The sequence below is a fragment of the Cronobacter malonaticus LMG 23826 genome (assembly GCF_001277215.2).
In the GTDB taxonomy this organism is placed as follows: Bacteria; Pseudomonadota; Gammaproteobacteria; order Enterobacterales; family Enterobacteriaceae; genus Cronobacter; species Cronobacter malonaticus.
Genome location: NZ_CP013940.1, coordinates 3,155,528 through 3,168,105, shown reverse-complemented (window position 1 = coordinate 3,168,105; position 12,578 = coordinate 3,155,528). Strand labels below are relative to the sequence as shown.

10 protein-coding genes are annotated in these 12,578 nt (G+C 60.9%); 7 read left to right on the top strand and 3 right to left on the bottom strand.

Annotated elements, in window-relative coordinates:
- Nucleotides 1–12: 12 nt before the first annotated feature.
- Both AFK66_RS14875 and gap read left to right on the top strand, forming a co-directional pair.
- The gene (locus AFK66_RS14875) at nucleotides 13–993 is read left to right on the top strand and encodes a GlxA family transcriptional regulator (protein ID WP_007781065.1); all 981 of its coding nucleotides are present in this window, start codon (nucleotides 13–15) and stop codon (nucleotides 991–993) included.
- Between the two features lie 78 nt (nucleotides 994–1,071).
- A complete protein-coding gene (gene gap / locus AFK66_RS14870) occupies nucleotides 1,072–2,082 on the top strand; it encodes a type I glyceraldehyde-3-phosphate dehydrogenase (RefSeq protein ID WP_023899298.1) in 1,011 nt (336 codons plus the stop codon).
- Between the two features lie 46 nt (nucleotides 2,083–2,128).
- On the opposite strand, the gene AFK66_RS14865 is transcribed toward gap, so the two are convergent.
- Complete coding sequence (locus tag AFK66_RS14865) at nucleotides 2,129–2,533, bottom strand: RidA family protein (protein WP_007699216.1); 405 nt, start codon at nucleotides 2,531–2,533, stop codon at nucleotides 2,129–2,131.
- Between the two features lie 142 nt (nucleotides 2,534–2,675).
- Here AFK66_RS14865 and AFK66_RS14860 point away from each other — a divergent pair, with 142 nt between their 5' ends.
- Nucleotides 2,676–3,263 carry a TetR/AcrR family transcriptional regulator gene (locus AFK66_RS14860; protein WP_007781068.1) on the top strand — a complete coding sequence of 196 codons (588 nt, stop codon included), beginning with the start codon at nucleotides 2,676–2,678 and terminating at the stop codon, nucleotides 3,261–3,263.
- A gap of 340 nt (nucleotides 3,264–3,603) precedes the next feature.
- Here the strand turns inward: AFK66_RS14860 and AFK66_RS14855 are convergent, their stop codons facing one another.
- Complete coding sequence (locus AFK66_RS14855) at nucleotides 3,604–4,500, bottom strand: SDR family oxidoreductase (RefSeq protein WP_007781070.1); 897 nt, start codon at nucleotides 4,498–4,500, stop codon at nucleotides 3,604–3,606.
- Between the two features lie 99 nt (nucleotides 4,501–4,599).
- Between AFK66_RS14855 and AFK66_RS14850 the strand changes: the two genes are divergently transcribed.
- Together AFK66_RS14850 and AFK66_RS14845 are read left to right on the top strand one after the other, a co-directional pair.
- Nucleotides 4,600–5,439: a helix-turn-helix transcriptional regulator gene (locus AFK66_RS14850; protein WP_007781072.1), complete on the top strand. Its 840-nt coding sequence runs from the start codon at nucleotides 4,600–4,602 to the stop codon at nucleotides 5,437–5,439.
- A gap of 230 nt (nucleotides 5,440–5,669) precedes the next feature.
- Nucleotides 5,670–6,587, top strand: a complete 918-nt coding sequence (locus AFK66_RS14845) for an SDR family NAD(P)-dependent oxidoreductase (protein ID WP_032983223.1) — start codon at nucleotides 5,670–5,672, stop codon at nucleotides 6,585–6,587.
- A gap of 3 nt (nucleotides 6,588–6,590) precedes the next feature.
- On the opposite strand, the gene AFK66_RS14840 is transcribed toward AFK66_RS14845, so the two are convergent.
- Entirely contained in the window at nucleotides 6,591–7,667 is a 1,077-nt protein-coding gene (locus AFK66_RS14840) for a LacI family DNA-binding transcriptional regulator (RefSeq protein WP_032983222.1), read from the bottom strand.
- A 246-nt stretch (nucleotides 7,668–7,913) separates the two neighbouring features.
- Here AFK66_RS14840 and AFK66_RS14830 point away from each other — a divergent pair, with 246 nt between their 5' ends.
- Both AFK66_RS14830 and AFK66_RS14825 read left to right on the top strand, forming a co-directional pair.
- Nucleotides 7,914–11,045 carry a beta-galactosidase gene (locus AFK66_RS14830; RefSeq protein WP_023899292.1) on the top strand — a complete coding sequence of 1,044 codons (3,132 nt, stop codon included), beginning with the start codon at nucleotides 7,914–7,916 and terminating at the stop codon, nucleotides 11,043–11,045.
- Between the two features lie 68 nt (nucleotides 11,046–11,113).
- The gene (locus tag AFK66_RS14825) at nucleotides 11,114–12,379 is read left to right on the top strand and encodes an oligosaccharide MFS transporter (protein WP_007781109.1); all 1,266 of its coding nucleotides are present in this window, start codon (nucleotides 11,114–11,116) and stop codon (nucleotides 12,377–12,379) included.
- Nucleotides 12,380–12,578: the final 199 nt, after the last annotated feature.

The window sequence follows — 12,578 nt, the reverse complement described above, 5'->3', positions numbered from 1 at the left end:
ATTTTTCAGGACATGAAAACTATTCTGATTATCGCCCCGGAAGGGGGCATGTTGCTGGAAGCGACCGGCATCGCCGATATCTTCACCCGGGCCAACCAGTTGCGGCCTGCGGATGCCCCTGAGCCGCACTATCAGGTGACGCTTGCCACCACCCAGCCGCACCACGTCATCCACGGCGCCTCCGGCTTCAAATTGCTGGCGGAGCACCGCCTGTGCGATCTTGCGCCGCACACGCCCTTTGACACCATCATGGTGACGGGCCGAGGGCTGACGGAAGAAGAGGGCGACCAGGTGGCGCAGTGGCTGTCACAGGCGGCACCGCATGCCCGGCGCGTGGTCTCGGTGTGCGGCGGGGCGCTGCTGCTGGCGCAGGCCGGTCTGCTGGACGGGCGGCGCGCCACCACCCACTGGCGGCTGCTCGATACGCTCGCCGCGCGTTTCCCGGCGGTGACAGTAGAGCGCGGGCCGATTTACGTGCAGGACGGCGATATCTGGACGTCGGCAGGCGTGACGTCCGGTTTTGATCTGACGCTGGCGCTGCTGGAGGAAGACGGCGGATTTGAGCTTGCGCGTAACGTCGCGCAGGAGCTGGTGATGTATCTGCGCCGTCCCGGCGGGCAGTCGCAGTTCAGCCGCTATCTGCTGACCCAGGCGAAAACGCCTGGCCCGATCCGCGATCTCCAGGGCTGGATCCTTGAGAACCTGGCGCAGGATCTCAGCGTTGAGCGACTGGCAGAGCATGTGGCGATGAGCCCGCGCAATTTCACCCGTGTTTTTACGCGCGAAACCGGCGTGTCGCCCGCCCGCTATGTGGAAGAGGCGCGCCTTGACGCCGCCCGCCAGCGCCTGGAGCAGGGGAGCGAAAGTATTGAGCAGGTCGCGACGCAGTGCGGTTTCGGCAACGGTATCAACCTGCGCCGCGTCTTTGAGCGTAACCTGCATCTCACGCCGTCGGACTACCGCGAACGCTTCTGCGCACGCATGATGGCGTAAAGTGATCTAATATCGTCATTTACGCCATTGCCCCTCTGTTACACACTCTCTACAGAACGTTAACAGAGGAGCTTCATCATGGTTAAAGTAGGTATTAACGGATTTGGCCGTATCGGCCGCAACGTACTACGCGCCGCGCTGGGCAATGAGGCGTTTCAGGTCGTGGCGATTAACGATCTCACCGACAGCAAAACCCTGGCGCATCTGCTGAAACATGACTCCCTGCTCGGCACGCTGCCGGCGACCGTAGAAGCGGGCGAGGGCGAGCTGAAGCTCGACGGGCGCGCCATCCGCGTCTTCTCCGAGCGCGACCCCGGCAATATTCCGTGGAGCAGCGTGGGCGTGGAAATTGTCATCGAAGCCACTGGCTTCTTTACCGATAAAGCCCAGGCCGAAGTGCATATCACCAAAGGTGGCGCGAAGCGCGTAATCATTTCGGCCCCGGCGAAAAACGACGACCTGACCATTGTGATGGGCGTTAACCATGAGCAGTACGATCCGGCGCGGCATCACGTGGTCAGCAACGGCAGCTGCACCACCAACGGCCTTGCGCCCGCGGCCCAGGTGCTGCACCAGCAGTTCGGCATTCAGCACGGCCTGATGAACACCACCCATGCCTACACCAACAGCCAGGCGCTCCACGACCAGCCGGAGAAAGATCTGCGCGGCGCGCGCGCGGCGGCGCTCTCCATCGTGCCGTACTCCAGCGGGGCGGCGAAGGCTATAGGTAAAGTGATCCCTGAACTCGACGGACGCATGACCGGTTACTCGCTGCGCGTACCGGTGCCGGTGGTGTCGATTGTCGATCTCACCGTCACGCTCGCCCGCGATGTCACCGTGGAAGAGGTCAACGCCGCGTTTCTGAAGGCGTCACAGGAAGGGCCGCTGCAAGGCATTCTCGGCTACAGCGATGAACCGCTGGTCTCCAGCGACTATCGCGGCGACCCGCGCTCATCCATTATCGACGGCCTCTCAACGCTGGTGATTGGCGGCAACATGGTCAAAATCCTCGCCTGGTATGATAACGAATGGGGCTTCTCAAACCGGCTGGTGGATCTGGCGCTGTTAATGGCGCACCGTGGTTTGTAACGCACAGTAGTTGATAAAAAGGATGGCCCTGAGCCATCCTTTTTTACTATGCGCGCGGCCCGTCCGGGATACGGGCAATCACCTTGATTTCAAAGTCAAAACCCGCCAGCCAGTTGACGCCGACCGCGGTCCAGTTCGGGTACGGCGGTGCCGGGAAAATGGCCTGTTTAACCGCCATAATAGCCGGGAACTGGCGCTCTGGATCGGTATGAAACGTGGTGACATCCACCAGGTCGTCAAAGGTACAACCGGCGGCGGCGAGCGTCGCGCGCAGGTTCTCAAACGCAAGCCGCACCTGCGCTTCAAAATCCGGCTCCGGCGTGCCGTCGGCGCGGCTGCCCACCTGGCCTGAAACAAACAGCAGATCGCCGCTGCGAATGGCGGCGGAATAACCGTGTTCTTCATACAACGCATGACGGTTAGCGGGGAAAACGGGTTCGCGAGAAGTCATAAGGTGTCCTGTTAACGTTGGGCAAGAAGCCGGGTGCGCCTTGCCGGGAATTGATTTAATATACGCGGCGTATGTGAATAATCATTACACATACGCTGCGTATGTCAATTGAAATACGTTGCGTATGTGAAAAGGAGATCCTATGGCCGCAAGACGGCGCATCGACACCATGGAAGAAAACCGCGCGAAGCTCATCGCGGCGGCGCGAAAGGCGTTCGCTGAGAAAGGGTTTGCGGCCGCTTCAATGGATGAACTCACCGCCAGCGTCGGGCTGACGCGCGGCGCGCTGTACCATAATTTCGGCGATAAAAAAGGGCTGCTCGCCGCCGTGGTCGCCCAGGTGGATGGCGAGATGGCGCAGCGCGCGAAAGCGGTCGCCGCAGGCGTGAAAGACCCGTGGGAAACGCTGATCGCCGAAGGCGTCGCCTATATTCAGATGGCGCTGGATGAAGAGGTGCGGCGCATCGTGCTGCTGGATGGCCCGGCGTTTCTCGGCGATCCGGCGCAGTGGCCTAGCCAGAATAGCTGCCTTGACGCCACGCGCGAGACGGTTATCAGCATGATGGCGCGCGGGATAATCAAACCGGTAGACGCCGACGCTGCCGCACGGCTGCTGAACGGCGCGGCGCTCAATGCCGCGCTGTGGGTGGCCGCAAGCCCACAGCCCGAAGAAGCGCTGCCGAAAATGATCGAGGTGTTTACGCTGCTGGCGGGCGGTCTGCGCGCCTGAGTATGAAACAAGGATGGCCTGGCGCCATCCTTATATTGTCAGCTAAACCGAAAGAATGGATGAGTGGCTACAGGTTTCGTCCAGGCAACACGTCACGGCTAAGCCAGCAGTCACTGATTAACCGCGTGAAACTGGCTGACTAAGACAGGTGCGAATGCGATAACGCCCGTTTGGCATGAGGCGCTTCGTGGCAGGAGCGGACGTCTCGGCACCGCCGTAATAACAGGCTTTGCCTGTAGAAGTAGGTTTTAACAGGCCGTCATTCACTCACTTGCCTGTCCATGCAGCGGTGTGGAATCATCAGGGTCGCGTAAGGCGAAGCCGTTACCCGGCGCTGGGTCTAAGGCTGGCCTGAGAAACTCATTCTGTTCAAATCATCAATAAGCCCTGGTCCTTTGGGCTGCCAGTCGAGCTGCTGGCGTGTCCATGCACCGCTTGCACGCATATCCATCATTGTGAAAGCGGCGAACCAGCCGAAATGCTCTGCGGCCTGTTCTGATTTCAGCGAAACAGCAGGGATATCCAGGCCTGTCGCTACGGTTTGCGCAATCAGCCATGAAGCAATGCTTTCCTCCGCTACCGCATGATACCGTTCGCCGCGTTCGCCTTGCTCAAGCACTTTTACATACAGCCCGGCCACGTCATCCACGTGTGCCGCACACCAGGCGTTTTTACCTTCGCCAATGTAAGCTGCTGCGCCTTTTTCTTTGGCAAGAGAGATGTAATAGCTGATTAACCCCTGGCGTTCGGTATTGTGAACCTGAGGCAAACGCACCACACGCACATCAATCCCTGATTCCAGTAGCTGAGAGCCTTCCAGCTCAGAGGCTACACGTGGGTTAGGATGTGCCGGGTTGAAATTCTGCTCCAGAGCGGGCTGGCCGCTGCCGTCATCACCCATTCCGGTGCCGGAGGTGATAAGCAGCGGGCGCTGGCTGCCCTGAAGCACAGAGCCAATAGCGCTAATAACCCGGCGATCTTTTTCGCAATTTTCCACAAAACGGGTGAAATCATGATCGAAGGCGGTGTGGATCACTGCATCGCACTGGTCGATGCCTGCAACCCACTCGAGGGGATCTTCCAGAGTTCCGCGCTGGGCAGTAACGCCCTTATCGACTAACTGCCGGGCTGCTTCTTCTGAACGCACAAGCCCGGTCACCTGATGGCCGCGTGCAAGAAGGGCTGATACTACACGTGAGCCAATAAAACCCGTCGCACCCGTTACAAAAATACGCATGGTCTTTCTCCTGAGTAATTTACTGCAACAGCGTAAGCACGGATCTTTTACTATTAAAGTAGTGACCTTATCAGGGTATAAACATTAACAGGCTAATTTATGACGCTGTTTTCTGAAAATCCTCTGGGTGATTTTTTAAGAGCCCGCAGCCTAGGACTTGACCCGGCTTCGTTTGGTTTTTTGCCCGGCCGCCGCCGTACGCCGGGCCTGCGTCGCGAAGAGGTGGCTCAGCTCGCGAATATCAGCCCGACCTGGTATACCTGGCTTGAGCAGGGCCGCGGAGGAACCCCCTCTCGCGAGGTGCTAAACCGCATTGCTGCCGGGCTGCGGCTTACACCTCCCGAACGCGATCATCTGTTTATACTTGCGTTTGGCCATCCGCCGGAAAGCCGGGTAAGTCCGTCCGGCAGCATAACCCCACGGCTGCAACGCATGCTGGAAAGCCTGACGATTCCGGCGATTATCAAAACCGCCATCTGGGATGTAGTGGCATGGAATTACCCGGCGGCGGTTGTTCTGAAGGACTACGCCCTGCTGCCGCCCGCGCGGCGAAATATTCTGCGCCTGCTGTTTACCGACCCGGAGGCGCTGGAGATGCAGCACGACCGGGAGGGCGTGGCCCGGCTCATCGTCAATGCCTTTCGGGCGGATGCTGCGCGCCTCGGTGCGTCAGAGGAAATCGCTCGGCTGGTTGAGGAGCTATCCGCTCAAAGCGCTGACTTTGCCCGCCTGTGGCGTAACAACGATGTTGCCGGGCATGGAGAAGGGTTAAAGATGCTACATCACCCGCAAATCGGAACAATTGCGCTGGAGTTTTGCACCTTTTCTGTCGAAGGGAGGCCGGATCTGTCAATGATGCTCTTCAATCCAGCAACCGATGAAAGCAGGATGAAAATAGAGCGTTGGATCACCCAAAACCGTGCCCAGCGTGAAGGCTGAGCCAGACTTTCTTCAGTTTGCCATGATTAAAACGTCCGCTCTTCGCGCATACCTCACCCCCTACATACCCCGCTCCCCTCAAACAAATCAATTTCAGTTTCCTGATTAACTCACAGGCTAAAAGCCCATCTTTTTGCGTTCTGCGCATCCCGGTCCAGACTGAAAGCTGGGCCGCGCCGCCCTTCGGGCCTGAAGCGGCGCGGCAATCTGCTGATAAAAGAGGGGCCGCTATGTCTGAAGAACGAATGATCAACACCACTATCGTTATCACCGGGGCGTCGAGCGGTTTTGGCCGCGGGGCCGCGCTGGCGCTTGCCAAACGCGGCGCGAACGTCGTGCTGGCGGCGCGTCGGGGCGAGGCGCTGGAGGCGCTGGCGCAGGAGATTAACGCTGACAACGGCCACGCGCTGGCGGTGGAAACAGACGTCAGCCAGCCGGATCAGGTGGAACGCCTGGCGCAGGCGGCGATCGCGCGCTTCGGGCCGATTAACGTCTGGATCAATAACGTCGGCGTCGGGGCGCTCGGCTGGTTCTGGGAGATCCCGGTCGCCGATCATGAGCGGCTGGTGGATGTGAATCTGAAAGGAGTGATTTACGGCGCGCACGTGGCGATGAAACATTTTATCGCCCAGGGCTTTGGCGTGCTGATTAACACCGGCTCGGTGGACAGCGAAGTGCCGCTGGCGTTTCAGTCGAGCTACGCCGCCACCAAAGCCGCCGTACTGAGCCTCGGACGCACCATTAACGAGGAGCTGCGGCTTAACGAATACCACGACATCAAAGTGGCGACCATCATGCCGTGGGCGGTGGATACGCCGTGGTGGACCCACGCCGCTAACTATACCGGCCACGCGCCGCGCATGGCCGCGATGGATCCGCCGGAAAAAGTGATCGACGCGATGGTCAAAGCCTGTTTCAAACCGCAAGAGGAGATCCCGGTGGGCTGGAAGGCGCGATCGTCGAATTTATCGCACCATCTGTTCCCGGATATGACGGAAAAACTCTCCGCGAAAGTGATTAACCGCTCGGTGGAAAAAGCGCAGCCGCTGGCCCCGACGACCGGCGCTATCTACACGCCGATGGCGGACACCACCACCATTGACGGCGGCATTCGCGCGCGAATGAAGCAGGAAGATAAAGCGCGCTGAGGCTCAGCACTCGCGCAGGGCTTTCACCAGGCGTGCCATTTCATCGAGCAGCCGTTCACGAGAGGCGTTGCGGTCGCCCAGCGGCGCGGTGGATCGGCGCTCGATAAAGCGGGTCGGCAGCAGGGCAGATCCACTCTCACCGTGGCCCGCGAGGCGCGCCACCATGCGGCTCACCGCCTGCGCGCCCAGCCGGTTGAAATCCTGCTCGACGGTGGTAAGCGGCGGAATGAAATAGGCGCTGTCCGGCGTGTCGTCATAGCCAATCACCGACACATCCTGCGGCACGCGCAGGCCCAGTTCATCCAGCGCGCTCATGGCACCGAACGCCATCTGATCGTTCGCCACCACCAGCGCCGTGATATCGCGCCGGGTGCGGAACAGGCTCAGCGTCTGCTGCCAGGCGTCTTTCGAGCTCCAGTCGCCGTGTAAAACCGCGCAGGGGGCCAGCCCGTGCGCGCTAAGCACCTCCTGCCAGCAGGCGAGACGCATGCCGGATGCCACCGAGTGTTCTGGCCCTGCGAGCAGCGCGATGCGCTGATGGCCGCCGTTCAGCAGTAACTCCACGCTCTGGCGCGAGCCGTCGCGCGGGTCAAAGCTTACGTGAAAGACGTCGCTGTCGGCGGGTACATCGAGAAACAGGCACAGCAGATCGCTGTTGTCGTTAACGAGGCTTGCGGCCGCCTCCGCCCCGAGCGGCAGGTTGATAATGACGCCATCCACTTTCTGCGCACGCATTTCATTGAGCGAGCGTTGTAGCTCCTCCAGCGTGCCGGTTTCCAGCGTGGCGATCACCACGCTGTAGTCCGCTCGCGCGGCGTGGCTTTTAATGGCGGCGGCAATCTGCGACGGCGCATGCAGCGCCAGAGAAACGGTGATAAACCCGAGCGTGCGGGTGGCTTTCCCGGCCAGCAGCTGCGCGCTGCGGTTTGGCACAAACTGTAGAGCGTCCATCGCGTCCAGCACCCGCTGGCGCGTCGCGGGCGAAACCATCTCTGGCTTATTAAGCACGCGCGACACCGTCTGGTGCGACACCCCGGCTTTCTGCGCCACGTCATCCAGCGTGCTGAGTCGTTTTTTCATCGCCATTCCTCTGCTCTGTGTGGCCTGAATCATCGGCGATGGGGCGCGATAAAGTCAATTTCTGGCGCGAAATGTCGTGCGCTAACATCACTGTTGTGACAAAGATCGCAATTCGCGATCCTGCATACGCTGTGATGTGATCCAGGATCGCATTCTGCAACGCCGCCATTCGCGATCTGTCCGGTTTCCCGCCATGCTGATCCTTTATGTTAGCGCACGACATTTTATTGTTTCCAGGGAACCATCATGACAGAAAACCCCATCACGACCGCTTTTAACGAACTTCAGACGCGCCCGCTGGCGACGATCCTCGCCCGTAACGACTGGCAGAACCCGGCGATCACCAGCGTCAACCGTCTGCCGTCCCACACGCCGCTGCACGGCTGGCGCGACGCCGACTGCGCGCGCCGGGGAGAGCCGTCTGACGCTGTGCTGTCGCTCGACGGCGAATGGCAGTTCAGTTTTTTCACCAGCCCTCACCAGGTGCCTGAAGTCTGGCTGGCGGCGGATCTCAGCGACGCCCGCGCCACGCCGGTGCCCTCAAACTGGCAGATGGAAGGCTACGACACGCCGATCTACACCAATGTGCGCTACCCGATCCCGGTGAATCCGCCGTTTGTGCCGGACGACAACCCGACCGGCTGCTATTCGCGCGATATTGAGGTGCCGCAGGCGTGGCTGGAGGCGGGCCGCACGCGCATTGTCTTCGGCGGCGTGAATTCGGCGTTTTATCTCTGGTGTAACGGGCAGTGGGTGGGGTATTCGCAGGACAGCCGCCTGCCGGCGGAGTTCGATCTCACCGGCGTGCTGCACGCGGGCCGCAACCGCCTGTGCGTGCTGGTGCTGCGCTGGTCGGACGGCACTTATCTGGAAGATCAGGATATGTGGCGCATGAGCGGGATTTTCCGCCCGGTCAGCCTGCTGCATCTCCCGGAACAGGCGCTGGCCGATGTGCGCGTGCATACCGAGCTTGCGCCGTCGCTGCGTCACGCCACGCTGTTCAGCGACGTGGAAGTGACGCCCGCCGCACGCGGGCTCAGCGTCACTCTCGCGCTGTGGCGCGGTGAAAACGAAGTGGCGAGCCAGACGCTGCCGCTCGGCTCCGCCCCGATTGATGAGCGTGGCAACTACCCGGAGCGCGTCACGCTCTCGCTTGACGTTGACAACCCGCTGCTGTGGAGCGCCGAAACGCCGCACCTGTACCGCGCGGTGGTGACGCTGCTGGATGCCGACGGCATGCCGCTTGTCTCTGAGGCGCACGACGTCGGCTTTCGTCGCGTGGAAATCAGCAACGGTCTGCTGACGCTTAACGGCCAGCCGCTGCTGATCCGCGGCGTTAACCGTCACGAGCATCACCCGGAAAAAGGCCAGGCGGTGGACGAGGCGGCGATGGTGCAGGATATCCTGCTGATGAAGCAGAACAACTTTAACGCCGTGCGCTGTTCGCACTACCCCAACCAGCCGCGCTGGTATGAGCTGTGCAGCCGCTACGGGCTGTACGTGGTGGATGAAGCCAACATTGAAACCCACGGCATGGAGCCGATGAGCCGTCTTTCGGACGATCCGGTGTGGCTTGGCGCCTACAGCGAGCGCGTCACGCGCATGGTGAAATGCAACCGTAACCACCCGAGCATTATTATCTGGTCGCTCGGCAATGAGTCGGGCAACGGCGCGAACCACACCGCGCTCTATAACTGGATCAAGCATCAGGACCCGACGCGCCCGGTGCAGTATGAAGGCGGCGGGGCGGATACCCGCGCGACCGACATCATCTGCCCGATGTACGCCCGCGTGGAGACCGACCAGCTGATTCCTGCGGTGCCGAAATGGTCGATCAAAAAATGGATTTCAATGCCTGGCGAAACCCGCCCGCTGATCCTCTGTGAATACGCCCATGCGATGGGCAACAGCCTCGGGAATTTCGCTGACTACTGGGCCGCGTTCCGCCAGTATCCGCGCCTGCAGGGCGGTTTTATCTGGGACTGGGCCGACCAGGCCATTACGCGCGTCGAGCCTGACGGCAGCCGCTGGTGGGCCTACGGCGGCGATTTCGGCGACACGCCGAACGACCGCCAGTTCTGCATGAACGGCCTGGTCTTTCCGGACCGCACGCCGCACCCGGCGCTCTTTGAGGCGAAGCATCAGCAGCAGTTCTTCCAGTTCCGTCTGGTGAGCGAAAACCCGCTGCAAATCGAGGTGACCAGCGAATACCTGTTCCGCGAGAGCGACAACGAGCGCCTGCTGTGGAGCATCGAGGTGCGGGGCGAGACGCGCCTGAGCGGGGAACTGGCGCTGGAGCTCGGCCCGCAGGCGTCCCGCGTGCTGACGCTCAGCGACACGGGCTTTAGCGCCCGCGCGGGCGACGAGGAAGTGTGGCTGCATGTGCGCGTCGAACAGCCGCAGGCGACGCCGTGGTCGCCCGAAGGGCATCTCAGCGCCTGGGCGCAGTGGCCGCTCGCCGAGCCGCTCGCGCTGCCGGAGCCGGTTGTGGCAGGCGACGCGCCGCAGCTTGAGATCACCGACGCGGAATTTGTCATTCGCCACGGGCGTCAGACCTGGCACGTGAGCCGCGCCAGCGGACAGCTGACGCAGTGGAGCGACGACGGCGTGGATCAGCTGCTGACGCCGCTTGCCGATCAGTTCATCCGCGCGCCGATCGATAACGATATCGGCGTCAGCGAAGTGGAACGCATCGATCCGAACGCCTGGGTGGAGCGCTGGAAAGCCGCCGGGCTGTACAACACCGAACACCGCTGCCTGGCCTGCGACGCGCAGACCACCCGCGACGGCGTGGAGATCGTCGCGCAGCATGCGTACTTCGCAAAAGGCGTGGCGGACGGCCCGGCTATTCTCAGCCGCTGGCGCATGGTGGTGGATAACCAGGGCGCGCTGCGCTGCGATATCGACATCGCGCGCAGCGCCGCGCTGCCGCCGCTGCCGCGCGTGGGTGTCGTCTGCCAGTTACGCGGCGGCGAAGAGACGGCAAGCTGGCTTGGCCTCGGCCCGCATGAGAACTACCCGGACCGCCTGAGCAGCGCGTGCTTCTCGCGCTGGACGCTGCCGCTTTCAGAGCTCACCACGCCGTATATCTTCCCCGGCGAAAACGGTCTGCGCTGCAACACCCGCGAGCTTACCTGGAACGGCTGGCAGGCCGAGGGCGAGTTTCATTTCTCGCTAAGCCCTTACGGCACGCGTCAGCTGATGGAAACCAGCCACTGGCATAAATTGCAGCCGGAGGCGGGCATCTGGCTGTCGATTGACGGCTTCCATATGGGCGTCGGCGGCGATGACTCCTGGACACCGAGCGTGCACCCGGAATACCTGCTGACCGCGCGGGAATACCGCTACCGCTTTACCCTGCGCAGACGGCAAGGCTGACAGGGCGCGACCGCCGGGGCGCGCCCCGGCGTTAACAACAAAAACAACCTCCACACAGAAGGTGAAAGATGAATAAGCCTGCCCTGACCCCGGTTGAAAAACAGAACTTCATATTCTTTTTGCTGTTCTTCTTTTTCTACTACTTCATTATGTCGGCCTACTTTCCGTTTTTCCCGGTGTGGCTGGCGGATGTCGCGCATCTCAGTAAAACGGATACCGGCATTGTCTTCTCATGTATTTCGCTGTTCGCGATTATCTTCCAGCCGGTGTTTGGCCTGGTCTCCGACAAGCTCGGGCTGCGCAAGCATCTGCTGTGGACGATAACCGGCCTGCTGGTGCTGTTCGCGCCGTTTTTTATCTTTGTGCTCAAGCCGCTGCTGGCGTTTAACATCTGGGTCGGGGCGTTTGTCGGCGGTTGCTATCTCGGCATTGTCTTCTCAAGCGGCTCCGGCGCGGTGGAGGCGTACATTGAGCGCGTCAGCCGCGCCAATAATTTTGAGTATGGCAAGGTGCGCGTCTCCGGCTGCGTGGGCTGGGCGCTGTGCGCCTCAATGACCGGTATGCTGTTTGGCGTGAACCCTAATATCATCTTCTGGGTGGCGTCGGCGTGCGCGCTGATCCTGGCGGGCGTGCTCTGGTTTTCGCGCCCGGCGGGGGAGAGCGGCAACCTGATCTCCGGCACGAAGGAGACCAGCCAGGCGTTCTCGATGAAGCTCGTCAGCGAGCTGTTCAGAATGCGCAGCTTCTGGGCGTTTATCATCTACGTGGTGGGCGTGGCGAGCGTGTATGACGTCTTTGACCAGCAGTTCGCCAACTTCTTTAAAGGCTTTTTCTCAAGCCCCGAGCGCGGCACCCAGATTTTCGGCTTCGTCACTACCGGCGGCGAGCTGCTCAACGCCACCGTGATGTTCTTCACGCCGTTTATCATCAACCGCATCGGCAGCAAAAACGCGCTGCTTATCGCGGGCGCGATCATGTCGATGCGCATTATCGGCTCGTCATTCGCCACCGCCGACTGGCAGGTGATCATCCTCAAAACGCTGCATATGTTTGAGCTGCCGTTCCTGCTGGTGGGCACGTTTAAATACATTTCCGCGGTCTTCGATCCGCGCCTTTCCGCCACGCTGTTTCTGGTGGGCTTTAACCTCTCCAAACAGCTCTCCGGCGTCGTGCTCTCCACCTGGGCGGGCCGGATGTATGACACCGTGGGCTTCCAGCAGACCTATCTGGTGCTTGGGCTGATTACGCTTGGCTTTACCGTTATCTCGTTCTTCACGCTCCAGGGCCGCCCGCGCCCGGCGCTTGAGAAATCGCCCGATTCTTCGCTGGCCTGACGGCCACACCGTTCACGGGGGAGCGCGGCTCCCCCAAATCCTTCATGATGAATAAATTGCATGGTATTGATGCGACAAATCTGTCCATTAAGGGAAGAGTGCCGGGCCGCTTTCTTATACACTATGTGCCGCTATGGTAATCCGCCCGTTCCGACGCGGCTCCCAGAAAGCCAATGGTGAGGCTTCTGCCGCGCAAAAA

Coding starts and splice junctions, on each gene's coding strand:
- AFK66_RS14840 (WP_032983222.1), bottom strand. CDS start 7,667: ATGAAAAAACGACTCAGCACGCTGGATGACGTGGCGCAGAAAGCCGGG.
- AFK66_RS14830 (WP_023899292.1), top strand. CDS start 7,914: ATGACAGAAAACCCCATCACGACCGCTTTTAACGAACTTCAGACGCGC.
- AFK66_RS14855 (WP_007781070.1), bottom strand. CDS start 4,500: ATGCGTATTTTTGTAACGGGTGCGACGGGTTTTATTGGCTCACGTGTA.
- gap (WP_023899298.1), top strand. CDS start 1,072: ATGGTTAAAGTAGGTATTAACGGATTTGGCCGTATCGGCCGCAACGTA.
- AFK66_RS14865 (WP_007699216.1), bottom strand. CDS start 2,533: ATGACTTCTCGCGAACCCGTTTTCCCCGCTAACCGTCATGCGTTGTAT.
- AFK66_RS14845 (WP_032983223.1), top strand. CDS start 5,670: ATGTCTGAAGAACGAATGATCAACACCACTATCGTTATCACCGGGGCG.
- AFK66_RS14825 (WP_007781109.1), top strand. CDS start 11,114: ATGAATAAGCCTGCCCTGACCCCGGTTGAAAAACAGAACTTCATATTC.
- AFK66_RS14875 (WP_007781065.1), top strand. CDS start 13: ATGAAAACTATTCTGATTATCGCCCCGGAAGGGGGCATGTTGCTGGAA.
- AFK66_RS14850 (WP_007781072.1), top strand. CDS start 4,600: ATGACGCTGTTTTCTGAAAATCCTCTGGGTGATTTTTTAAGAGCCCGC.
- AFK66_RS14860 (WP_007781068.1), top strand. CDS start 2,676: ATGGCCGCAAGACGGCGCATCGACACCATGGAAGAAAACCGCGCGAAG.